17 protein-coding genes and 2 tRNA genes are annotated in these 23,256 nt (G+C 63.5%); 14 read left to right on the top strand and 5 right to left on the bottom strand.

The genetic code is table 11. The annotated features are described in order from the left end of the window. Positions 1-102: 102 nt before the first annotated feature. Entirely contained in the window at positions 103-1,569 is a 1,467-nt protein-coding gene (locus tag BFAL_RS05570) for an MFS transporter (protein WP_082440402.1), read from the bottom strand. Positions 1,570-1,809: 240 nt separating this feature from the next. Then, positions 1,810-2,883 (bottom strand): GmrSD restriction endonuclease domain-containing protein, encoded by a 1,074-nt coding sequence (locus BFAL_RS05575; protein WP_082440403.1) that lies wholly within the window; start codon positions 2,881-2,883, stop codon positions 1,810-1,812. Here BFAL_RS05575 and BFAL_RS05580 point away from each other — a divergent pair. From BFAL_RS05580 to ureC, 5 genes are all read left to right on the top strand, one after another. Continuing rightward, positions 2,866-4,539, top strand: a complete 1,674-nt coding sequence (locus BFAL_RS05580; protein ID WP_236691681.1) for an Eco57I restriction-modification methylase domain-containing protein — start codon at positions 2,866-2,868, stop codon at positions 4,537-4,539. The two genes, BFAL_RS05575 and BFAL_RS05580, sit on opposite strands and share 18 nt — an antisense overlap. Continuing rightward, a complete protein-coding gene (locus tag BFAL_RS05585) occupies positions 4,521-5,468 on the top strand; it encodes a BsuBI/PstI family type II restriction endonuclease (RefSeq protein ID WP_055427437.1) in 948 nt (315 codons plus the stop codon). The genes BFAL_RS05580 and BFAL_RS05585 overlap by 19 nt, the downstream gene beginning before the upstream one ends. Positions 5,469-5,498: 30 nt before the next feature. Then, the gene (locus BFAL_RS10980) at positions 5,499-6,995 is read left to right on the top strand and encodes an anti-phage protein (protein WP_152973552.1); all 1,497 of its coding nucleotides are present in this window, start codon (positions 5,499-5,501) and stop codon (positions 6,993-6,995) included. 203 nt (positions 6,996-7,198) lie between these two features. Continuing rightward, entirely contained in the window at positions 7,199-7,879 is a 681-nt protein-coding gene (gene ureA / locus BFAL_RS05590) for an urease subunit gamma (protein WP_055427438.1), read from the top strand. A 27-nt stretch (positions 7,880-7,906) separates the two neighbouring features. Further along, positions 7,907-9,631 (top strand): urease subunit alpha, encoded by a 1,725-nt coding sequence (ureC, locus tag BFAL_RS05595; protein WP_055427439.1) that lies wholly within the window; start codon positions 7,907-7,909, stop codon positions 9,629-9,631. 231 nt (positions 9,632-9,862) lie between these two features. Here ureC and BFAL_RS10660 read toward each other — a convergent pair whose 3' ends face one another. Further along, positions 9,863-10,840, bottom strand: a complete 978-nt coding sequence (locus BFAL_RS10660; RefSeq protein ID WP_160319041.1) for an urease accessory protein UreD — start codon at positions 10,838-10,840, stop codon at positions 9,863-9,865. Positions 10,841-11,143: 303 nt separating this feature from the next. Between BFAL_RS10660 and BFAL_RS05605 the strand changes: the two genes are divergently transcribed. The 7 genes from BFAL_RS05605 to BFAL_RS05635 all read left to right on the top strand — a co-directional run bounded on the left by BFAL_RS05605 (position 11,144) and on the right by BFAL_RS05635 (position 18,234). Continuing rightward, positions 11,144-11,216, top strand: a tRNA-Arg gene (locus BFAL_RS05605). A 380-nt stretch (positions 11,217-11,596) separates the two neighbouring features. After that, positions 11,597-11,672: transfer RNA gene (locus BFAL_RS05610), tRNA-Asn, on the top strand. Positions 11,673-12,002: 330 nt separating this feature from the next. Continuing rightward, complete coding sequence (locus BFAL_RS10985; RefSeq protein ID WP_152973553.1) at positions 12,003-12,425, top strand: hypothetical protein; 423 nt, start codon at positions 12,003-12,005, stop codon at positions 12,423-12,425. Positions 12,426-12,833: 408 nt separating this feature from the next. Then, a complete protein-coding gene (locus BFAL_RS05620) occupies positions 12,834-13,223 on the top strand; it encodes a Rid family detoxifying hydrolase (RefSeq protein WP_055427441.1) in 390 nt (129 codons plus the stop codon). Between the two features lie 84 nt (positions 13,224-13,307). After that, a complete protein-coding gene (locus BFAL_RS05625) occupies positions 13,308-14,723 on the top strand; it encodes an amino acid permease (RefSeq protein ID WP_055427442.1) in 1,416 nt (471 codons plus the stop codon). A gap of 28 nt (positions 14,724-14,751) precedes the next feature. Continuing rightward, positions 14,752-16,596 (top strand): arginine--tRNA ligase, encoded by a 1,845-nt coding sequence (gene argS, locus BFAL_RS05630; RefSeq protein WP_055427443.1) that lies wholly within the window; start codon positions 14,752-14,754, stop codon positions 16,594-16,596. Between the two features lie 15 nt (positions 16,597-16,611). Next, positions 16,612-18,234, top strand: coding sequence for a diaminopimelate decarboxylase family protein (locus BFAL_RS05635; protein ID WP_055427444.1), 1,623 nt, complete (start codon positions 16,612-16,614; stop codon positions 18,232-18,234). A gap of 98 nt (positions 18,235-18,332) precedes the next feature. Here BFAL_RS05635 and BFAL_RS05640 read toward each other — a convergent pair whose 3' ends face one another. Beyond that, on the bottom strand, positions 18,333-18,845 hold the full coding sequence (locus BFAL_RS05640) for a PTS sugar transporter subunit IIA (protein WP_055427445.1): 513 nt from the start codon (positions 18,843-18,845) through the stop codon (positions 18,333-18,335). A gap of 47 nt (positions 18,846-18,892) precedes the next feature. Further along, a complete protein-coding gene (nagE, locus tag BFAL_RS05645; RefSeq protein WP_055427446.1) occupies positions 18,893-20,419 on the bottom strand; it encodes an N-acetylglucosamine-specific PTS transporter subunit IIBC in 1,527 nt (508 codons plus the stop codon). Between the two features lie 319 nt (positions 20,420-20,738). On the opposite strand from nagE, the gene BFAL_RS05650 reads away from it, so the two are divergent. After that, positions 20,739-22,094: a homoserine dehydrogenase gene (locus tag BFAL_RS05650; protein WP_370696061.1), complete on the top strand. Its 1,356-nt coding sequence runs from the start codon at positions 20,739-20,741 to the stop codon at positions 22,092-22,094. Between the two features lie 13 nt (positions 22,095-22,107). Beyond that, a complete protein-coding gene (locus tag BFAL_RS05655) occupies positions 22,108-23,208 on the top strand; it encodes a homoserine kinase (RefSeq protein WP_055427447.1) in 1,101 nt (366 codons plus the stop codon). Positions 23,209-23,256: the final 48 nt, after the last annotated feature.

The raw sequence follows: 23,256 nt of genomic DNA on the forward strand, positions 1-23,256 counted from the left end.
GCGGTGATGGTCGTGCGGATCATGGCGATGCCCTCCTTTCCGGTGATGGTTGGTGTGAGTGGGGTGTGGCCATCTGGATGATGGCTGCCGGTGGGGTGCGGCTCAGGCGATGGCCGTGCCGAGCGCCGGGGTGACGGACGGCATCTTCACGCCCGAAAAGAAGAGGTCTTTGTTGAGCTTCGTATGCCAGATCGCCACGAACGCGATGGCCGCGATGACGATGAGATAGTAGGCGGGGACGAGCGCGTTGCCGGTGGCGGAGATCAGCGTGGTGGCGACGAGCGGCGCGGTGCCGCCGAAGATCGCGTTGGCCGTGTTGAAGCTGATCGCGAAGCCGGAGAGACGGACCTCGGTGGGGAACGTTTCGGGCAGGAAGCTGACGAGCACGCCGTCGTTGAGGGCGAGGATCATCGCCATGCCCATTTCGCCGACGAAGATCGCCACGGCGTTGCCGGTGTCGAGCAGTAGGAACGCGGGCACGGTGAACACGACGAACAGCACCGAGGCGGCGAGCATCACGCGTTTGCGGCCGAACTTGTCGGACAGGTAGCCGGTGAAGATCACGAACACGACGTACACGATGAGCGTGGTGGTGGTCGCGGCGGAGGCGAGCGTCTTGTCGGTGTGGAGCGTGGTCGTCAGGTAGGTGGGCAGGTAGGTGAGGACCGTGTAGAAGCCGACCGCGTTGAGCACGCAGGCGCCGAACGTGAGGATGAGCGGCTTGCGGTAGTCGCGGAACAGCACGCGCAGGGGCATGGCCTGCTCCTTCTTCTCGGCCGAACCGATGAGCTGCTGCTCCTGCTGGTAGGCGGGGGATTCGCTCAGGTGCTCGCGGATGAACAGGGTGATCAGGCCGAGCGGCGCGGCGAGCAGGAACGGCACGCGCCAACCCCAGGCGTTCATCATCGCGTCGGACATGAACGTGGATTCGATGAGGAACACCGCGGAGCCGCCGAGCAGGCCGGCCGCCTCGGATGCGGGGATGAAGCCGGCGATCATGCCGCGGCGGTGGTGGCCGACGGATTCGCTGAGGAACGTGGCCGCGCCCGCGTATTCGCCGGAGGCGGAGAAGCTCTGGCAGCAGCGCAGCAGGAGCAGGAGGATCGGCGCGGCGATGCCGATGGTCGCGTAGCCGGGCAGGCATCCGATGAGGAACGTCGCGCCGGACATGAACAGGATGGAGTGGGTCAGCGTGCTCTTGCGGCCGTGCTTGTCGCCCCAGTTGCCCCAGAACGCGGCGCCGATCGGGCGCGCGATGAAGGAGAGGGCGAACACGGCGAACGCCTGGATGAGCGAGACCGTGGGGTCCTGGTTGGGGAAGAAGATCGTGGCGATGACCGTGGCGAAGTAGGTGTATGACGCGTAGTCGAACCACTCGATGAAGTTGCCCATGAACGACGAGAAGGTGAGCTTGCGGATCGTCGAATCGGAGACTTCCTGGACGGTGTACTGCGGTGTTGCGGCTGTTGCGGTGGCTGCGGTGGCTGCTGCGGTGGTGATGCTCGCGCCGTCGGTCGGTGCGGCCGCGGTATCGGATACTGCTGATGCGGCTTGCGACTCCTTGTTCATGATGACCCCTTCCGGTCGTTGCTGAATATGCAACTGAGTTGCATGAATCACATAGTGACGTTCGGAAGTGTCAACACGGTTTCACTATTGTTTCGTGGAAGGGGTCGTGAGGTTTCCGGAGTATTTCCGCGGCCGGCGTCATTGCCGGCATGTTTCGGTACTGGGGCGTGCGGGGGTGGGCGGAGCGGGCGGGCGCGGCTGCGGAATGCCGCCCCGTCCGCCTCGGCGGATGTGGGTGGACTACTCGCAGGCCACGCCGTCGCGGTCGCGGTCGAGCTTGGTCGAGTAGCCGGGCTGGCCCTGATAGAGAGGGGCCTTGCCGGCGGCGCGTACGGCCGAGCAGTTCGGGTAGTAGACGTCGGCCTCCTGCTGCTGGGTCTGGGCTTGGGCTTCCGCCTGGCGCTGCGCCTCCTCGGCGGCCTGACGTTGCGCTTCGGCCTCGCGCTGCGCGGCTTCGGCTTCGGCCGCCTGCTTCGCGGCCTCGTCGGCGGCCGCCTGCGTGCCGTCGGCCGAGGGCACGGTCTGGGTCGGGCAGGTGTTGAGGATCTTCGTCATCGCCTTGCGTTCCGCCTTGGTGACCCACAGCGAGTACTTCGCCTTCACGCCGATCTGCCGCGCCACGTACTCGCAGCGGAACGATTTGTTCTTCGGCAGCCAGGTGGCCGCGTCGCCGTCGCTTTTCCGCTGGTTGGCGGGGCCGTCGACCGCGAGCAGGTTGTACGGGTCGTTGGCGAGCTGCTTGCGCTGGGATGCGGACAACTTCTGCGCGCCCTTCTGCCACGCGTCGGACAGGGCGACCACATGGTCGATCTGCACGGCGCTGCTGGTCTTGTTGCCGCGTTTGAAACTGATGGTCTTGCCGGTGTACGGGTCTTCGAGCGTGCCCGATGTGACGATGCAGTCGTGCGTGCCGGACTTGAAGGTCGTGCCCGTCAGGTCGCGCTTGAGGATGTCGTTGCGGGTGTCGCAGCCGTTATGGTCCACGTCCGCCCACGCCGCGCCGAACTGGGTGCGCGCGTAGCCGGTCTTCGGCGCACGCCCCTTGGTCTTGAGCGTCGCCAGCACCTCGGTCGCGGGCTTGCCCGCGTAATCCTCGGTGGCGGTTGTGGCCGCGATGGCGGTGGTGCCGCCGGTGGAGGCGGCGATGGTGCCGATCGTGCCCGCGCCGTCCGCGGCGAGCGCCGGCGTCGGCGCGACGAGCAGCGTCGCCGCCAACGCGAGCGCCGCTGCGGCGGCGAGTGGTGCCGTGACGCGCGACGATGTGCGTGCGGTCGTGGTCGTTCCGATGTCCTTCCGATGACAGAAGCCGAACATCCTGCTTCCTTTCTTTCTCCCCTTGCCGGGTCTCTTCAGGTGCCGCGCGGAAAGCCCCACGCGCGGCGGCAGCGTCCATGCTACCTTGTGGGCACAGGATTGTGTGATTGGTGTCGGCGTGAAAAAGAAGGTATGAGAGGAGTGAGAGCGGCAGACTCGTATAGGTCGGATGTCACAAAGTCGAACGCTCAGGCAAGCGCATTGAGCATTTCCTTCGCGCTTCCTATCTGGCCAGCTATCCTGATGTCTATGACTTCCGATTCCATCGCGCAGATTCGTGACGAGGCCGCGGCCTCGCTCCAGCCCGAGCGGCAGCAGCAGTGGGAACAGTTCCTGACCCCCATGCCTGTCGCCCGGCAAGCGGTGGAACTGTTCACGCCCTGCGAACGTCCGGTCCGGATTCTCGACTTGGGATCGGGTTCCGGCATCCTCGGCGCCGTCGCTGCGGAACATGCGGCGAGCGGCAGCAGCGTGGTCGCCGTCGAACAGGACGACCGGCTTGCGGCGATGTCCGAAACGTCGCTATGTCAGGTATGCGGCGACGTTACGGTCATCAACGATTCCGTGTTCGACGTTCCGCTGGAACCGCGATTCGACCGCGTGATTCTTAATCCTCCGTATAAGAAGACCAGTCCGACCGTGATTCCCACGAGCGCCGGCGACGTCAAGGTGACGAACCTGTACACCGCGTTTCTGGTCATTGCGATTCAGTCGCTCGCCGAAGGCGGGGAGTGCGTGGCGATTATCCCGCGCTCGTGGATGAACGGCGACTATTTCAAGGATTTCCGCAAGTGGATGCTGCACGAATGCAGTCTCGACGCGTTGGCCGTGTACGGTTCGCGTCAGGAGCATTTCAAGGATATGAGCATCCTGCAGGAGATCATGCTGTTGAAGGTGTCCAAAAGGCCGCAGACGAAGAAAGTTATGGTGATTGCGGACGCGTCTCCGATGATGCCGTTGGCGCAGCAGCCGGCCGACATGGTGGCGTTGAAGGCGCTCACGATGGGGAGCGACCGTATTCTGCGTATCCGGCAGCAGGATGCGAGACTGTCCGGGTTCAAAACATTGTCCGATGAGGGACTGTGGGTGTCCACCGGCAAGCTGGTGTGGTTCCGTAATCGTGACGTGCTGTCGAGCGTCGCGGAGCCGGACGGTCACCCTTTGTACTGGTCCGATAATCAGTGCGGGTTGGTGATGCGGCATCCGGTCGACTGCGATCGCGAACAGTGGGTGACTGGCGAGGCCGATGGCCGTCACGTCGTGCTTCCGGCGGGCGGCTACTGTCTGGTGAATCGATTCTCCGCCAAAGAGCAGAATCGTCGTATCTATGCTTCGTATCTGTCCAGCGATGTTGATTTCGTTGCGGACAACAAGCTCAACTACGTGCACCAAGGAACGTCGCGTAAGACGATTCCGCTCGATGATATGGTCGCACGCGGGTTGACGCTGTGGCTGTCGTCTACGATCATCGACGAATGGTACCGGCAGGTGTCCGGCAGCACGCAGATCAATGCCACGGATCTGCGTCAGATGCCGTGCCCGTCGAAACCGCAACTTGCCGCGCTGGCTGGTATGCTGTCACTCAATGACATGCCGAATCAGCATCTCATTGACGAGGCGATGAGGGGGTTGTTTTCATGGGCGAAGGCAAGCTGATTGACGAAGCGGTGGATCTGCTGCGCTCGTTCGATGTCGATGAAGGGCGGATGAACGAGCGCAGCGCGATGACGCTGTTGGCGTTGCTGCAGCTGAAACAGGGTGATTCATGGAAGGATGCCGCAAACCCGATGTTGGGGACACGAGCCATCATGGATTGGATTCGTGACGAATTCGGAGTGGAGTACAAACCGAATACGCGTGAAACGATTCGCCGATCTACGCTTCACCAGTTCGTCATCGCAGGCATCGTCGAAGAGAACGCCGATGAGCCGGATAGGAGTCAGAATTCCCCGAAGTGGAATTATCGAGTGACCGATGACGCATTGAAGGCGATTCGGAGCTATGGCGGAACGAATTTCGAATCGGATATCGAAGCGTTTCTGAGTGAGCATGAGTCGTATCAGTCGTTGGCCGAGGAACGTCGTAATATGCCGAAGACTCCGGTGACGTTGCCGTCGGGCGTTGACATAAGGCTGTCTCCCAAAGGCCAGTCCTTGTTGATTAAAGAGATGGTGGAAGAGATGCTGCCGCGCTTCGCTCCGGGAAGCCAAGTGCTGTATATCGATGATACGGACCATCAACATGGTGTAGTTGATGCCACGATGATGGACGAGTTGGGCATCAGTCTACCGGCGCGCGGGAAGGCTCCGGATGTGATCGCATGGGATGCCGCTCGCGAATGGCTGTTCCTGATGGAGGCCGCCAGCACACACGGCCCCGTGGACGTGACTCGAAAGGTCGAACTGCATGAGCTGTTCGCAGACCAATGGGACAAAGTGGTGCTGGTCTCCTGTTTCCCAGAGCGTAAGGTCATGCAGCGCTACTTGTCACAACTTGCGTGGGAAACCGAAGCCTGGTGCGCCGACACCCCAGACCACATGATCCACCTCAACGGCTCCAGATTCATGGGTCCGTATGCGGAATAGTCAGATAAGAAAACATGAAAAGGTGAATTAATGGAATTGTATGAGAGCATGGGTTTTAATGCTAATCCGTTTTCTAACTATTCGGCGGAAGATGAGTGGAATATCTTGTCTAAGATTTTTGTGAAGCCTAAGTATTATGCAACAATCAGAGAGGATTTGATTCATGGGAGGAGTAAATTTATTTTTGGTGATCGAGGTGTTGGAAAGTCGGCGCTTATATATTTTCTGAAATCGGATTTTGATAACGATAATGTGTTTTCTATCGTTGTTAAGTCGTATGATTCGGTTGCTTTGAAAAATAATGAAAAAGATTTTTTGATTCTTGTCATCCGTGAACTTATTGATGAGTTGTTGACTGCGTGTGATAAACAGAAGAATCTTTTAAATAAGTTAAACACCGCAGATAAGCGTTGTTTGTCGTTATTCTTTGTTTCTTTTGCGAGTCTTCTTCAAAAGGAGGAGGCGAAGCGTCTTGCTGATGGCTTGAGAAATAGGCTATTAAGATTTGGTGCTTCTTATGCGTACAACAAGATTTTGAGACCGCTTTTGAATATAGTGTTAAGTACGACTACCCAAACTTTTGCTGTGTGGTGTAATTCGGTTCAAAATCTACCTCCCTGCGATGAGAGAACATACCGTGAATTTGTTCCAAGGTTGGACGAGATTGCAGCAAATGAAAGTAACTTAAATTCTCGTGATTTTGATTTAGATTCCATTGATGTGGAGACTCTGAGAAAGGTTCTTGATCGGCTGGCAAAGATTATTAAACGTCTTGGATTTAGGCAGGTGGTTATTTTCTTTGATAAGATTGATGAATATGCGAAGTTGAATTCAAAAATACCTGATGTCAGTATGTTCATCCATGACATTCTGGTGGATTTATCTCTTCTGTCGAATAGTGAGTTTTCTCTTGTGTTCGCATTGTGGAGTAAGCTCCGAAAATGTCTTCAGGAAGATGGTGTCCGATATGACAAAACCCCTGCGATAGATATTACGTGGGAGGATGCTCAAGTTAGAGAGATTGTCGATAGGCGGATTAATTATTACTCTGCCGGTGATATTCGTTCCCTTGCTGACATTTTTGATGATTCTGCATCTTCTGTAGCGGAAGTGATCGAATTAGCGTCCGGTTCGCCTCGGTATGCTATTATGTTATTGGAAAAAATATATGCCGAGCAAGCGTTAATTGATGACGGCGATAAGGTTTTTTCTAATACTGCATTCCGTAATGGTGCAAATAAGTTTATTTCAGATTTTGATTATTATACTTTCTATGCTGGACATAAAGAGTCTTCCTTGCAACGTGTCTTATTTCTTGTCTTTAAGCTTTCCTCTTCTATTTTTACTGTCAAAGATATATCCAAGGTTTTAAAAAAATCTGACCAAACGGCTAAAAATCGTATTTCCGTTATGAAGGAATATGGAATCATCAAAGATTTTGATGCAAATAGTAGACCTCAAAAGTATGAAATAATAGATAAGCGTTTGGTTTATGCCATGAATCATAAGATTCGTATTGATGAGTGAAAGTTCATGAAACCTCCCGTTTGCAAAGCGGTTCTACTCTGGTCGAGTCGTTGGGCGCGGCGTGGAATGGCGTGGCTCCTTGCGGCGCGTGGTCGTTAAAAACTTGGGCTGGCGGCGGTTCGGCTGCCTGGCATCCCACGAATTGTGGAGCCGGGCAGGCAAACCGAAGCCGCTGCAAGTTCGCACAACAAAACGGGGGTCAGATGAGACTTACACCCAGAGAGACCGACAAGCTCATGCTGTACTTGGCGGGGCAGGTGGCCAAGGAGCGCAAGAGCCGCGGCGTGAAGCTCAACTATGTGGAGGCGATCGCGCTGATCTCCTCCGAATGCGTGGAACGCGCGCGTGAGGGCGCGACCGTCGCGGCACTCATGCAGTACGGGCGCACGCTCCTCAAGCCCGAGGACGTGATGGACGGCGTGGCCGAAATGCTCGAGGTCGTCGAAGTGGAGGCCACGTTCCCGGACGGCACGAAGCTCGTCTCCATCCACAACCCCATCGAATCGACCGAGAAGCTCGTGCCGGGCGAATACTTCTTCGCGGACGGCGACCTCACCATCAACGAAGGCAAGGACGCCATCGAACTCGACGTGGTCAACACCGCCGACCGCCCCATCCAGATCGGCTCCCACTTCCACTTCTTCGAAGTCAACAAATACCTCAAGTTCGACCGCAAGGCCGCGTACGGCAAGCGTCTCGACATCGCCGCCGGCACGGCCGTGCGCTTCGAGCCGGGCGAATCGCACCGCGTGCACCTCATCGACATCGGCGGCACGCGCGAGATCCACGGCTTCAGCGCGCTCGTCGACGGCCAGCTCGACGATCCGCTCGTCAAGGAGGCCGCGTTCAGGAAAGCCAAGGAACAGGGCTTTCTGGGAATCTGAGGAATCCGAAGGGAGGGACACACAACCATGAGCAGGATCATCACACGCAAGGACTACGCGGGCATGTTCGGCCCGACCACGGGCGACCGCGTCCGCCTCGGCGACACCAGCCTCGTCATCGAAGTCGAGAAGGACTACACGCATTACGGCGACGAACTCAAGTTCGGCGGCGGCAAATCGTTCCGTGACGGCATGGGCCAATCCTCCGTCCAACTCGACGCGGAATCGCCCGACACGGTCATCACCAACGCGCTCATCGTCGACTGGACCGGCATCTACAAAGCCGACATCGGCATCAAGAACGGCAAGATCAGCGCCATCGGCAAGGCCGGCAACCCGCAGACCATGAACGGCGTCACGCCCGGTCTCGAAGTCGGATCCGGCACCGAGGCCATCGCCGGCGAAGGCCTCATCGTCACCGCGGGCGGCCTCGACACGCACATCCACTTCATCTCCCCGCAGCAGGTGCGCACCGCGCTCGCCGGCGGCGTCACCACGATGATCGGCGGCGGCACCGGCCCGGCCGACGGCACCAACGCCACCACCTGCAATCCGGGCGCGTTCCATCTCGCGCGCATGATCGAGGCGGCCGAAGCGCTGCCCGTCAACATCGCCTACCTCGGCAAGGGCAACGATTCCAGCCCCGAACCTTTGCGCGAACAGATCCGCGCGGGCGCGGCCGGCCTCAAGATCCACGAGGACTGGGGCTCCACGCCGGCCGTCATCGACACCTGCCTCGGCGTCGCCGACGAAACCGACACACAGGTCGCAATCCACACGGACACGCTCAACGAGGGCGGCTGCGTCGAGGACACGATCGCCGCGTTTAAAGGCCGCACCATCCACACCTACCACACGGAGGGCGCGGGCGGCGGCCATGCGCCCGACATCATCCGCGCGGCCGGTTTCCCGAACGTGCTGCCGAGCTCCACGAACCCGACCATGCCGTACACGCGCAACACGATCGACGAGCATCTCGACATGATGATGGTCTGCCATCACCTCGACCGCAACGTGCCCGAGGACATCTCCTTCGCCGACTCGCGCATCCGCCCGGAGACCATCGGCGCCGAGGACGTGCTGCACGACATGGGCATCATCTCGATGATGAGCTCCGACTCGCAGGCCATGGGCCGTGTCGGCGAGGTCATCACGCGCACCATCCAGACCGCCGACAAGATGAAGAAGCAGCGCGGCCCCCTGCCCGAGGACGAACACGACAACAACCGCAACGACAACTTCCGCGTGAAGCGCTACGTGAGCAAGTTCACCATCAACCCGGCCATCACGCACGGCGTCTCCGACTATGTCGGTTCCGTCGAGGTCGGCAAGATGGCCGATCTGGTCCTGTGGCAGCCGGCCATGTTCGGCGCGAAACCGGAGATGGTCATCAAGGGCGGTTCCATCGCCTACTCGCGCATGGGCGACGCGAACGCGTCCATTCCCACGCCGGAGCCCGTCTACTACCGCGACATGTTCGGCGCGCTCGGCCGTGCCCTCGGCTCGTCGTGCGCGACGTTCGTCTCGCAGGCCGCCGTCGACGACGACATCAAGGGCAAGCTGAACCTGCAGCGTCAGGTGCTGCCCGTGCACGGCTGCCGCACGCCCGGCAAGAAGGATCTGAAGTTCAACGACGTCCTCGCCGACATCCAGGTCGATCCGGAAACGTTCCAGGTGACGGTCGACGGCGAGCTCGTCCACTCCGATCCCGCATACGAGCTGCCGCTCACGCAGCGCTACTTCCTGTTCTGAGCGCTCCGGCGGATTTCGGTCGTCCTCCGATTCCCCGATTGCGGGAATCGGAGGACGGAAACCGCGTGGAACCGAACATCGCGTTCGCCCGTGTTTCCCCGGTATTCCGCGGGAAACACGGGTTTATATGGAACACGCCGTCATCCCCCGATTCTGCGGTCGCGAAAATCGGGGGACGACGATGTCAGGGCAGAGGCGTCGCGGGGGCGTCGCAGGGACGTCACGATGACGTCACGATGACGTCACGATGTCGGCGATGTCGCGGATCAGTCCGAACGCGTCGTCGCCGCGTGACGTGAGCACGCGCACGCACACGCCGTTAATTGCGCGGCTCACGCCGAGTTCGCCCGCAAAACCGGTCGCATCCGCATGCGCGCGGATACGCTCGACCAGCGCGTCCTCGGCGGCGACGCGCGCCTGTTCGACGCGCGCGCGTACCGCTTCGGGCGACATGTCCGGCGCGTCCGTGCGGACGTCGCCGGACACGCCCGCAGCCGGTGCCGAGTCCGGCGCGTCCGCCGGATCGGCTTCCGGCAGGTGGACGTACAGGACGCCGCAATGCGTGAATTCGCGCCACATGCCAAGGCCCGTATAGTCGAACGATTCCGGTTCCAGCAGCATGCGGTCCGCGAACGCGAGCCGCGCGGCGTCCTGGCTGCGCGGACGGCCGCGGCGGTGGTCCTGTCGACGTTCGCGCGCGACGGCGTCCGTGACGGCGCGGGGCTCGTCGACCGTCACGCGCAAACGGTTCGTGAAGCGCGCCATCGCCCAGCGCTCGTCCATGCCGACGCGGCCGCACGTCACCACGTCACCGTAGACGAACGTCGATTCCGCGCTGATATGCGCCGTCGTGAGGTTCTCGAACGTGCTGCCACGGAACGGGATGACCGGGAACGGCAAGAACACCGCCTTGGCGTCGCCGCGGGCGGTCAGGTCGATGGTGCGTGTCGCCTTGCCGTCGGCGGTGTTCAGCACCTTCTCGTAGCTTTGCGTTTTGATGGTCGAATCCGTGCCGGGCGCGAAATCGATGGCGATGTGCGCCTCGTCGCCTTTGAGGAAGCCGGGGGAGGCGAGCATGACGATGAAATCGGAGTGGCGGCCGTTCGTGAACGGCGTCATCAGTTTGAACGGCGCCTCGAAATACACGTCGTCGATCTTCGTGCGCCCATGGCGGAACGCGGTGGTCAAACGAAACGTGCTGCTGCCCATGGGCGTGCGTCCTTTCTGCTGCTCCGCCGTCATGTGACGGCATCCGATGGCGCCGGCGTTCGTGCGCCGGAACGCTGACCCATTATGCCGCCCGTACGGCACTGTTGTGTTTCGGGCGGTCGGGCCGTGGACTGCGGGGGAGGTGTCGCGCGGGTGGTCGGCGGAGGCGTGGTCGGCGGCGTGGTTGTTCCCGTGCGGCGATGTGCCGCGCGCTAGGGACTTTCCGTGTCGCGGGCGCACGTGGCGTAGGGGTGGTGTACAGTAGTGGAGTTGCACGTCGCATGAGGCGTGCGGCATGGTTTTGGGTCCGTAGCTCAGTGGATAGAGCGTCTGTCTCCGGAACAGAAGGTCGAGGGTTCGATCCCCTTTGGGCCCACCGGTTCAGGGGCGCCGCATCAACGATGCGGCGCCCCCTTTTGCGTTTGGATGGCGCCTTGGCTTCAGGCGCGCTGCGGAGGACCGAGGGGCAAAACGTGGATTCTGCGCGGGCGTGCAGTTGGCATGTCATTGGGTGGCGGTGTGGACTATGGGAACGGTTGTGGTGCTTTCGGCTCCTTGTTGCAGGCTTGTATGTCGACTGTGTCGCGCGTTGCGTCCACGGCGCTTGATGTGGGTATGGCTGTGCCTTCAGGGCAATCGCGAAGTCCCGGCTATGACTGCGACACCCCGAAGCATGGCATCGGGATTTGCTTTTCTTGGAAAACCGTGTATGCTCTTCACCTTGTGCGAGGGAGTTATCCCGAGCATGGAACATATTCCTGCGTAGCTCAGTTGGCAGAGCATCCGACTGTTAATCGGACGGTCACTGGTTCAAGCCCAGTCGCAGGAGCCATGGAAACCCCGGATTCGTCCGGGGTTTCGTCGTTTTCGGCTGACCTCGAGTTCCCCGCCCATGCAGCTCAAAGAGGGGAAACGCCTACTGCCGTAAAGGGAAACAAGCTAAAACAGACAGACATTCTGGCCTATGACCCGGATAGTCGGCTTCGGATGAAATCCGGAATCGCGGACAACATGGGTTACGGGGCGAGCTGGGCGGCGCGCAAACCGCAGATTGGGGTTAGGGCTCAAACTCCAGCGTGTCAAACCCCGTGCAGAGACCGGATGCCCTTGTGTTTGTTCGGGCGGGGAACCTTGTTTGTTGCGAACCTGTGCGGTTCGGGGCGTGACTTGTGCAATTGGATGGCGAACCCGCAGTCGGCGGGCGAACCTGCGCAATCCGGGCAGCAACCTGCGCAGTTTTGCCCCCAACCTGCGCAGTTCAAGCCCCAACCTGCGCACAGGGGTGCTGAAAGAAGCCCTCCGCAAGGCGTTGGAGCATGTACGCCATATTCCGAAAAGCCCGGAATACCAAGGAAACCACCGACACTACCCCATCCGGCGCAAGCCGGCCTTCACGACCCCCATGCGCAGGTTCGCCACCGGACTGCGCAGGTTCAAGTCCCAATCGCGCAGGTTCGCCACCGGACTGCACAAGTTCGAGTCCCGATTGCGCAGGTTCATGACCAAACCGTGCAGGTTCATGACCAAACCGCGCAAGTTCCGCGCAAGATCGCACCAGTTCGTGTTCGTATTCCGATTGCATTGAGCGCCGACCGCACTCTGCCCGTGCGGGTCCGGCCGGGATCCTCCCCTAGCGGATACTCCCGCACATCGACCGCAATCCGCCTGCGCGATTCCATCACCCGCCGCTCTCGAGAATCAGGCGATTGCTCCGGACTTGTCTGCCATGCCAGCGCGTGACCGTATGACGGGCAATGCGACGGTTCGTAACATTCGCGCTCACTACACTGCTTCGTAGCCGCCCGTACGGTAGTGGGCGCACAACAGAACAGTCGTATGGGGAGCGGGCGACGCGGCATCACGCGGTCGTGATGTTTGCGGCGGAACGCCGTGTGCCGTCACGATTTGCCGTGATTCCGTGCGGTATCCGTGCCGAAGCTTCGACGGCCCCGCGACGTCCCCAGACAGCGACTTCGACAAGAAGGAGACGATTATGAGCGAGAAGATGGAAGCGGTCGCGACCTCCGAGGCGCCGGCGGCGCTGGGCGCGTACAGCCAGGCGGTGAAGGCCAACGGCTTCGTGTTCGTGTCCGGCCAGCTGGGCATCGATCCGGCCACCGGCGAACTGGCGGGCGAGACCGCGGGCGAGCAGGCCGCGCAGGCGCTGAAGAACATCAAGTGCATTCTGGACACCGCGGGCACCGGCATCGAGCACGTGTGCCGCGCCACCATCTACCTGAAGAACGTCGAGGACTTCAAGGAGGTCGACGCCCGCTACGCCGAGGTGTTCATTGGCTCCGTGAAGCCGGCGCGCGTCGCGTTCGGCGGCAACGACATCCCCAAGGGCGCGCTCGTCGAGATCGACGCGATCGCCGTCCTGTGAATCCCTTGAACTGATTCGAGCCGGCGTCGCCCCGTTGCTATCATGTCGTACGTCATCGCACGGATGGCGCATGGAAGGAGCACTATGACCGACGCCGGCACAGGCAGGGACGCAAACGGGGGCGGCGCCGCCCACACCGGTCTCGAGCGCAAGATGGAGTCCCGCCACCTGACGATGATCTCGCTCGGCGGCGTGATCGGCACGGGACTGTTCGTCTCCTCCGGCTACACGATCCATCAGGCAGGCCCGCTCGGCGCGATTCTCGCGTACGCGGTCGGTTCCGTGCTCGTCTACTGCGTGATGGTCTCGCTCGGCGAGCTGTCCGTGGCGATGCCGTACGCGGGCAGTTTCCACATGTACGCGAAACGGTTCATCGGCCCCGGCACCGCGTTCGTGATTGCCGTGCTCTATTGGCTCAACTGGGCGGTGGCGCTCGCCAGCGAGTTCACGGCGGCCGGTCTGCTCATGCAGCGGTGGTTCCCTGATTCGCCGGCGTGGGTGTGGTCCGCGGTGTTCATCGCGGTGGTGTTCGCGCTCAATATTCTTTCCGTGCGCCTCTATGGCGAGGCGGAGTTCTGGTTCGCCTCGATCAAGGTGTTCGCGATCGTCGCGTTCATTCTCATCGGTCTGCTGGCGATCTTCGGCGCGATTCCGATCGCCGGTTACAGCCATGCGCCGTTGTTCGGCAACTTCACGGCCGACGGCTGGTTCCCGAACGGGTTCGCCCCCGTGTTCTCCACGCTGCTGACGGTCGTGTTCGCGTTCTCCGGCACCGAGGTGGTGGGCGTCGCCGCAGGCGAGACGAAGGATCCGAGCAAGGCGATCCCGAAAGCGGTGCACACGACGGTGCTGCGTCTTGCGATCTTCTTCATCGGCTCGATCGGCGTGATGGCCGCGTTGATTCCGTGGCACAAGGCCGGCGTGGAGACGAGCCCGTTCGTGCTTGTGTTCCAGTCGATCGGCATGCCGTTCGCCGGCGACGTGATGAACTTCGTGGTGCTGACGGCCGTGCTGTCCGCCGCGAACTCCGGCCTGTACGTGTGCTCGCGCATGGTGTGGTCGCTCGCCAAGGAGCGTTTGATTCCCGCTCGTTTCGCGAAGACCAACTTCCACGGCGTGCCCGTGTGGGCCGTGCTGTTCTCGATGGCGGGCTCGCTGCTCGCCCTGCTCTCCTCGGTGGTGGCCGCCTCGACCGTGTATCTCGTGCTGGTGGCGGTCTCGGGTCTGGCGACGTTGGTCGTGTGGTTCTCCGTATGCGTGTGCCATATCCGATTCCGGCGCGAATGGAGACGTGACGGCCACACGCCCGACGAACTCGGCTACCGTGCGCCGGGATTCCCGGTTCTGCCGTGGGCGGCGATCGTGATGTGCATCGGCGCGCTGGTCCTCGTCGCGTTCGACGACACGCAGCGTTCCACGCTCTATTACATGGTGCCGTTCGTCGCCTTGTGCTATCTCGGCTACCACCTGCTGGAACGGCGCCGGCGACGCGATTCGTGAAGTCGGCGCGGCCGGTATCCTTGGAAGAATGAATCCTGAAGCGTTGAGCGAACTCATTTCGCGTATTGCCCACGAGCTTGTCGCCGCCGGAAAGGCCGGTCAGCTCACTGAAGATCTCATTCCCCCGGTCGCCAAATTCGCCGTCATGCGCCCGAAGGACCGCGCGCACGGCGACTGGGCGTCGAACGCCGCGATGCAGCTCGCCAAGAAGGCCGGCATGAAGCCGCGCGATTTCGCCGAACTGTTCGCCGCCGAACTCGCCGCCGCCGATGGCATCGCCAAGGTGGAGGTCGCCGGCCCCGGCTTCATCAACATCACGCTCGACTCCGCCTCCGCCGCGGCTGTGGTGGACGCGGTGCTCGCCGCACCTCGCGACGAACACGGCGTCTCCGCCTTCGGCCGCAACACGCATCTCGGCGGCGAGACCCTGAACCTCGAGTTCGTCTCCGCCAACCCGACCGGCCCGATCCACATCGGCGGCACCCGCTGGGCCGCCACCGGCGACTCCATGGCCCGCGTGCTTGAGGCGAACGGCGCCAAAGTGGTGCGCGAATACTACTTCAACGACCACGGCGAGCAGATCAACCGCTTCGCCAAGTCGCTCGTCGCCGCCTGGGCGCACGACAACAACCTCGGCGACAAGGGCTACCAGACCGAAACCCCGTTCGACGGCTACAAGGGCGCGTACATCGACGAGATCGCCCGCCGCGTCGAGGCCGAGGCCAAGGCCGACGGCGTCGACCTCACCTCGCTCCAGCATGAGGACCAAGGCCTCAACGCGGACGGCGATCCGATCGGCGAATCCGATTCCGAACTGCGCGAGGAGTTCCGCAAGCGCGCCGTGCCGATGATGTTCGACGAGATCCGCCGCTCCATGAAGGAGTTCCACGTGGACTTCGACGTGTGGTTCCACGAGAACAGCCTGTACGAGGACGGCGAGGTCGCCAAGGCCATCGAAGTGCTGCGCGAGCGCGGCGATATCTACGAGAAGGACGGCGCCACCTGGTTCGCCTCCACGAACCACGGCGACGACAAGGACCGCGTCATCATCAAGTCCAACGGCGAGTTCGCGTACTTCGCCGCGGACATCGCCTACTACTGGAACAAGCGACACCGCGCCACCGATCCGGCCGACGTGGCCATCTACATGCTCGGCGCCGACCACCACGGCTACATCGGCCGCATGATGGCCATGTGCGAGGCGTTCGGCGACAAGCCGGGCGAGAACATGCAGATCCTCATCGGCCAGCTCGTCAACGTGATGAAGGACGGCAAGGCCGTGCGCATGTCGAAGCGCGCCGGCAACGTCGTCACCATCGACGACCTCGTCGACGCGATCGGCGTGGACGCCTCCCGCTACTCGCTCGCGCGCACCGACTACAACTCGCCGGTCGACATCGACCTGAACCTGCTCGCCTCTCACTCCAACGACAACCCGGTCTACTACGTGCAGTACGCGCACGCGCGCTCCTGCAACGTGGACCGCAACGCCGCCGCCGCGAACATCACCACGGAAGGCGCCGACCTCTCGCTGCTCGACACCGAGGCCGACGGCGAAGTGCTCGCCGCGATCGCCCAGTGGCCGGCCGTCGTCAAGGAGGCCGGCGACAAGCGCGCCCCGCACCGCGTGGCCCGCTACCTCGAGGACCTCGCCGCCACCTACCACAAGTGGTACAACGTGGAGCGCGTCGTCCCGATGGATCTGACCGGGCTCGAGGAGCGCGGCAGCGAAGAGGAACGCGAAGCCGCGCGCATCGCCAAGGCCCCCGAACCGGCCCGCGCCGCCGCCCGCCTGAAGCTCAACGACGCCGTGCAGGCCGTCATCGCCTCCGGCCTCGACCTGCTCGGCGTGTCCGCCCCGGAGAAGATGTAAGGGAAGGGAACCGTCATGCCCATCACCCCGATCTGGCCGGCCGCCTCGGCCGTCGACCCCGAAACCGGCGCGCTCACGTTCCACGGGCGCACCGCGGAATCGCTGCTCGACGAATTCGGCTCCCCGCTCTACCTCATCGACACCGACGAGGTCGCGGACCGCGCGAAGCGTTTCGTCACGGCCGCGGCCGAAGCGTTCGACACCTCCACCACGCACGTGAGCTTCGCCGGCAAGGCGTTCCTCAGCAAGGAGATCGTGCGCCTCGTCACCGCCGCCGGCATGCTCGTCGACACCTGTTCGATGGGTGAGATGCGCATCGCGCTCGCCGCCGGCGCGCCCGGCCGCCGCCTCGTGCTGCATGGCAACAACAAGTCCGACGAGGAGATCGCCCTCGCCATCGAACACGATTTCGCGAAGATCGTCGTCGATTCGGCCGATGAGCCGGAACGCATCGAACGCATCGCGAAGCGTCTCGGCAAACGCGCCAAGGTGATGCTGCGCGTCACCTCCGGCATCCACGCGGGCGGCCACGAGTACATCTCCACCGCGCATGAGGACCAGAAGTTCGGTGTGCCGTTGCTGCCCGCCGGCGCCGACACGGCCGCGCTCGGCGTGCTCGACACGCTCGCCGCCGACCCGGCGTCCGTCTCGCCCGCCGTCACCAACGCGCGCATCGGCGAGAAGCACGGCGCGGACGGTGCGGGAACGCACGACGCGCCTGCCGGCCGCAAGCTACGCTACGACGTGAAATACCCGTACGACCTGAGCCTCGACGAGGTCTCCGACGGCGACAAGGCGCTCGCGGCCGCGATGGAGACCGTGGCCGACGGGCCCGCGCTCGCCGTGCTCAAGGACATCCTCTCCCGCCATGAGACGCTCGAACTGGTCGGCGTCCACTCGCACATCGGATCGAACATCCACGACGCCGACGCGTTCATCCAGGCGGCGAAGCGCATGATGCTGCTGCGCAAGACGTTCTATGCGACCGACGCGTACACGCTGCCCGAAGTCGACCTGGGCGGCGGCTACTCGGTCGCGTACACGGACGGCGAGGATTCGATGGACGTGAACCGCGAGCTCAAGCGTCTCGCCGACGCGGTCAAGGCCGTCAACCGCGCGCTCGGCATGCCCGCGCCCGCGATCAGCTTCGAGCCGGGCCGTTGGATCGTCGCTCCCGCCGGCGTCACGCTGTACCGCGTCGGCACGGTCAAGCCGGTCACGCTGAGCGCGCACGACGGCAAGCAGCCCACCGACCGCGAGGGCAATCCGATCACGGAACGCGTGTACGTGTCCGTGGACGGCGGCATGAGCGACAACATCCGCCCGGCGCTGTACGGCGCCGACTACACGGCGATGCTCGCGAACCGGCGCGGTTCGGCGGAGACGATGCTCGCGCGCGTCGTCGGCATGCACTGCGAATCCGGCGACATCGTCGTGCACGAGGTGCGGCTTCCCGCCGACACGCATCGCGGCGACGTGCTCGCCGTGCCGGTCACCGGCGCGTACGGGCGCACGATGGCGTCGAACTACAATCAGGCGCTGATTCCGGAGGTCGTCGCGGTGGGTGAGAGCGGTGCGCACGTGATGCTGCGCCGCCAGACCGTCGACGACCTGCTCGCGCTCGACGTGAGCGAGTGAGCGTTCGGCGTCTGCACGCCGGACTGGCGCACGTCGGACGATACGACGAGGCCCCCGCACCGTGTTGCCGGTGCGGAGGCCTCGTTTGCGATGGCGGACTACTTCGTGGTCATCGTGCCGATTGGGTCGCCGGCCGTGATCTCGCCGGTGGCGGTCACGTCGAGCGAATCGATTACGGCGGGATTGGTGAACACGACGATCACGTCGGTGGGTTTGCCGGCGGCCTTCACCGCCTCCACGTCGACGCGTTCGATCGGCTGACCTGCGGTGATCGTCTGCCCGGCGGCGACGAGCATGTCGAACGGTTCTCCGTTCAACTGCACCGTGTCCACGCCGATGTGGACGAGCACCTCGACGCCGTGCTCCGTGGTGATGCCGACCGCGTGCTTCGCGTTCGCGACCGTCGTCACCGTGCCGGAGACCGGCGCGACCACCGTGCCGGAGGCGGGGACCACGCCGAACCCGTCGCCGAGGATCTTCGCCGCGAACGTATCGTCCGGCACGTCCTCTATCGGTTTGATGACGCCGTCGACCGGGGCGACGATGGTGACCGGCGCCGACGGTTCGGACGCGGCGTCATCCTTGTGAAACAGGTTCGAGAACAGTCCCATGATGGATCCTCCTTATATGTGCCATGCGCGGCCATGTGCGGCCGGGCTCAGTTCTTGCGGTGGATCGCTTCCATCGCGTCGCACACCGCCTGCACCTGCGTGCCGACGATGACCTGGATGTTCTTCCCATCGAGCACCTTGACGCCCGGCACGAGCTTGCGGATCGCGTCCACATCCACCTTGGAGGTGTCGTTGACGCCCAGGCGCAGGCGGGTGGTGCAGTTCTCGATGTCGACGAGGTTCGAGGCGCCGCCGAGCAGCTCGTAGAGCTTCGCGGCGAGCACGGATTCCTTGTCGGCGGCCGCGCCGGCGGCCGGAGCGGCGTCCTCGAGGGCGGCGGAGGAGATGGACTCGTCGTCATCGCCGCGGCCCGGGGTCTTCAGGTCGAACGTCTTGATCATGAAATCGAACACGAAGTAGTAGATGACCGCGAACACGAGTCCCTGCACGAGCAGCATCACCGGCATGTGGGCGCGCGGCACGTTGAGCGAGAGGAACCAGTCGATGAAGCCGGCGGAGAAGTTGAAGCCGGCGATCCACTGGAACGCGGCCGCGACGAACACCGACAGGGCGGTGAGCAGCGCATGCACCACGTACAGCGGGAACGCGGCGAACATGAACGAGAACTCCAGCGGCTCGGTCACGCCGGTGAGGAACGCGGCCAGACCGCCCGCGAGCATCAGCGAGCCGACGGCCTTCCTGTTCTGCGGCTTCGCGTTGCGCCAGATCGCCAACGCGCCGGCGGGCAGGCCGAACATCATGATCGGGAAGAAGCCGGCCTGGTACATGCCGGTGACGTACTCGCCCCACGGGTGGAAGCCGCCGGTGGCGACCACGGCCGCGGTCTGGCCGTCAAGGCCGCCCACGCCGTTCCAGAACTTCGTGATGTCGTCGATGCCGGCCAGGTTGAACCAGAACACGTTGTTGAGCGCGTGGTGCAGGCCGGTGGGGATGAGCAGACGGTTGAAGAACGCGTAGATGCCGGCGCCGACAGCACCCATGCCCATGATCGCCTCGCCGAAGGAGACCAGACCGTTGTAGATGAGCGGCCAGATGAACAGGAGCAGCAGCGACACCACCGACATCAGCGCCGCGGTCAGAATCGGCACGCAGCGTCTGCCGGAGAAGAACGCCAGGAAGTCGGGCAGCTTGGTCTTATGGAACTTGTTGTACAGCGAGCCGGCCACGCAGCCGACCATGATGCCGAAGAACACGTTCTTGTTGCCGATGGCGCCCGGGGCGAACGCGGCCGGCGGGTTCTCGGCGTCGAAGCCGAGGAACATCGAGGCCGAGCCCATGATCGTGGTGACCGTCATGAAGCCGACCAGGCCGGACAACGCGGACGCGCCGTCGCGCTCGCGGGCCATGCCGACGGCCACGCCGACGGCGAAGAGCAGGCCGAGGTTGTCGAGGATCGCCGAACCGGTCTTGCACAGGTAGGCGGCGATGACGTTGCCGCCGCCCCAGCCGCTCGGATCGATCCAGTAGCCGATGCCCAGGAAGAGCGCCGCGGCGGGCAGACACGCGACCGGCAGCATCAATGCCCGGCCGAGTCGCTGGATATAGGCCTTCATGTGTTTCTACCTCCCTCATTCACGAGGATTTCCGGCGGTGAGGTGGATTCCTGTCTGCGTCGTCTTTGCCGCAGCGCACCGGCCGTCATTGGTCCGTGCGTCCCTGCAATTCAAGCAGCACCGCTTAGTAGGCCATGGTACGTCACTGCGGACGTGCCCCGCAACCAATTCGTTAAGAATGTATGCATAAATGCGTGTCCGGCGCGCCTGCGGCTGCGGACCTCAGCGCTACGCGCGGTTGACGTTCCGATTCGGGCAACCGTTTGCATCACATCGCGTGTGGACGTTTCCGCCCGGCGTGTCGAAAAGGTTCCGTAGGATGGACGGGAAACCCGTCATACAGCAGAAGGGAATTTCCGTGGCTGACCAGAACGCAACCCCCATCCGCGTCGGACTGTTGGGCGCCGGCACCGTGGGCTCTCAGACCGCACGTCTCATCGTCGAGCAGAAGGACGAGCTCGCCGCCCGCATCGGCCGCCCGATCGAGCTGACGGGCGTTGCCTGCCTCGATCCGAAGGAGACCGAGAAGTTCCCGTGGATCGACCAGTCGATCGTCACGACCGACACGATGCACGTGGCCACGAGCTCCGACATCGTCATCGAGCTGATCGGCGGCACCACCGTGGCGCGCACGTTCGTGCTCGCCGCCATCGAATCCGGCGCGTCCGTCGTCACCGCGAACAAGGCGCTGCTCGCCAAGTACGGCCCGGAGATCTACGCCGCCGCCGAGGCCAAGGGCGTCGACATCTACTTCGAGGCGGCCGTGGGCGGCGCCATCCCGTTCCTGCGCCCGTTGCGCGAATCCCTCGTCGGCGACAAGGTGACCAGCATGCTCGGCATCGTCAACGGCACCACCAACTACATCCTCGATGAGATGACCGTCAAGGGCCTCCAGTTCGACGACGTCCTCAAGGACGCTCAGGCCAAGGGCTACGCCGAGGCCGACCCGACCGGCGACATCGAAGGCTACGACGCCGCCAACAAGGCCGCGATCATGGCCACGCTCGGCTTCCACACGCCCGTCACCATCGACGACGTGTCCGTCGAGGGCATCACCAAGATCACCGCCGACGACATCGCCGCCGCCACCGCCGAGCACAAGGTCATCAAGCTGCTCGCCGTCGTCGAGAACGGCGAGGCCGGCGTCTCCGCGCGCGTCTACCCGGCGCTGCTGCCCGAAAGCCACCCGCTCGCCTCCGTGCACGGCTCGTTCAACGCCATCTTCGTCAAGGCCGAGGCCGCCGACGACCTCATGTTCTACGGCCGCGGCGCCGGCGGTGCGCCGACCGCCTCCGCCGTCGTCGGCGACGTCGTCACCGTCGCGCGCCACATCGCCGCGGGCTGCACCGGCCCGTCCATCCCGCTGTACAAGGACCTGCCGAAGGCGCCGATCACCGCGTCGAAGGCCGCGTTCGCGGTGCGCTTCCTCATTCACGACAAGCCGGGCGTGCTCGCCGCCATCGCCGCCGAGTTCGCGAAGAACGGCGTCTCCATCAACGGCGTGAACCAGGACCTGAAGCCCACGCTCACCGATCCGGGCTACGACGGCGAGATCCAGCAGCTGCGCGTGGTGACTCACCTGACCGACGAGGCCACGCTGCGCGAGACCGTCAAGGCCGTGCAGGCGCTTGACTTCGTCACCGGCGAACCGTCCATCCTGCGCGTGCTGGACTGAGGCGCGGCGCACGATGAACCCCATCTGCAACCAGGTGCGCGTGCGCGTGCCGGCCACCAGCGCCAACCTCGGCTCCGGCTTCGACACGGTCGGACTCGCGCTCGACTACCATGACGAGCTCACCTTCACACTGAACGACGATCCGTCCGACGGCATCGCGCACGTCATCATCCACGGCGAGGGCGAGACCACGCTGCCGCGCGACGAGACGCATCTGGTCGTCTCCACGTTCCGCCGCGCGTGCGCCACGCTCGGCCTCGGCCGTCTCGGCTTCACGCTCGAGGCGACGAACAACATCCCGCAGGCGCGCGGCATGGGTTCGTCCGCCGAGGCGATCGTCGCCGGCATCGCAGCGGCGGCCGCGTTCGCGCAGCCCGGCGAGCTCAACCGTCCGGCCATCTTCGACATGGCAGCGGTCATCGAAGGCCACCCGGACAATGTCGCGCCGGCCGTGTTCGGCGGACTGACCGTCTCGTGGGACTTCACGACCGCCGAGGGCGTCGGTTCGGTCGCCATTCCCGGCGGCGAACCGCTGCACGGCGGCTTCCACACGATCAACTACCCGGTCGACCCGGCGATCACCGCGGCCGTGTTCGTGCCCGACTACGAGCTGTCCACCGAGAAGGCGCGTCAGGCGCTGCCCAAGGAGATCCTGCACAAGGACGCCGTCTACAACGTCTCGCGCGTGGGGCTGCTGCCTGCGGCGATGAACCCGGTCGTGCTCGCTCAGGCCGCCGCGCAGGGCGGCGCCGAGTCGCTGGGCGGCGCTGCGGGCGCGGCGGGCGTCGCGGGCGCAAGCACCGCCGTCAGCCCGGCCGCGTTCGCCACGGCCGCAGCGCAGGCCAACGCGCTGCTGTTCACCGCCACGCAGGACCGTCTCCACCAGCCGTACCGTGGAAGCCTGATGCCGCCGTCGACCGAGCTGATCAGGCTGTTCCGCTCCAAGGGCTACGCGGCCGCCGTCTCCGGCGCCGGCCCGTGCGTGCTCGTGCTGCATTACGGCGACGCCCGCGCCGCGATCGACGAGGTCGCCGCCTCCCAGCTGGCCTCCGGCCACTGGCGCGCGCTCCACCTGCCGATCAACACCACCGGCGTCGAGATCGAACGCAGCTGACCGTCGTCGTGGCGGGTGTCGGGTGGCCGGCGTGGCAGACGCTGCCAC

The organism is Bifidobacterium aesculapii, assembly GCF_001417815.1.
GTDB lineage: Bacteria > Actinomycetota > Actinomycetes > Actinomycetales > Bifidobacteriaceae > Bifidobacterium > Bifidobacterium aesculapii.

Bases quoted from the DNA above. Each gene is read 5' to 3' on its own strand.
- BFAL_RS05570 (WP_082440402.1), bottom strand. From the start codon at position 1,569: ATGAACAAGGAGTCGCAAGCCGCATCAGCAGTATCCGATACCGCGGCC.
- BFAL_RS05580 (WP_236691681.1), top strand. From the start codon at position 2,866: ATGACAGAAGCCGAACATCCTGCTTCCTTTCTTTCTCCCCTTGCCGGG.
- BFAL_RS05575 (WP_082440403.1), bottom strand. From the start codon at position 2,883: ATGTTCGGCTTCTGTCATCGGAAGGACATCGGAACGACCACGACCGCA.
- BFAL_RS05585 (WP_055427437.1), top strand. From the start codon at position 4,521: ATGGGCGAAGGCAAGCTGATTGACGAAGCGGTGGATCTGCTGCGCTCG.
- BFAL_RS10980 (WP_152973552.1), top strand. From the start codon at position 5,499: ATGGAATTGTATGAGAGCATGGGTTTTAATGCTAATCCGTTTTCTAAC.
- ureA (WP_055427438.1), top strand. From the start codon at position 7,199: ATGAGACTTACACCCAGAGAGACCGACAAGCTCATGCTGTACTTGGCG.
- ureC (WP_055427439.1), top strand. From the start codon at position 7,907: ATGAGCAGGATCATCACACGCAAGGACTACGCGGGCATGTTCGGCCCG.
- BFAL_RS10660 (WP_160319041.1), bottom strand. From the start codon at position 10,840: ATGGGCAGCAGCACGTTTCGTTTGACCACCGCGTTCCGCCATGGGCGC.
- BFAL_RS05620 (WP_055427441.1), top strand. From the start codon at position 12,834: ATGAGCGAGAAGATGGAAGCGGTCGCGACCTCCGAGGCGCCGGCGGCG.
- BFAL_RS05625 (WP_055427442.1), top strand. From the start codon at position 13,308: ATGACCGACGCCGGCACAGGCAGGGACGCAAACGGGGGCGGCGCCGCC.
- argS (WP_055427443.1), top strand. From the start codon at position 14,752: ATGAATCCTGAAGCGTTGAGCGAACTCATTTCGCGTATTGCCCACGAG.
- BFAL_RS05635 (WP_055427444.1), top strand. From the start codon at position 16,612: ATGCCCATCACCCCGATCTGGCCGGCCGCCTCGGCCGTCGACCCCGAA.
- BFAL_RS05640 (WP_055427445.1), bottom strand. From the start codon at position 18,845: ATGGGACTGTTCTCGAACCTGTTTCACAAGGATGACGCCGCGTCCGAA.
- nagE (WP_055427446.1), bottom strand. From the start codon at position 20,419: ATGAAGGCCTATATCCAGCGACTCGGCCGGGCATTGATGCTGCCGGTC.
- BFAL_RS05650 (WP_370696061.1), top strand. From the start codon at position 20,739: ATGGACGGGAAACCCGTCATACAGCAGAAGGGAATTTCCGTGGCTGAC.
- BFAL_RS05655 (WP_055427447.1), top strand. From the start codon at position 22,108: ATGAACCCCATCTGCAACCAGGTGCGCGTGCGCGTGCCGGCCACCAGC.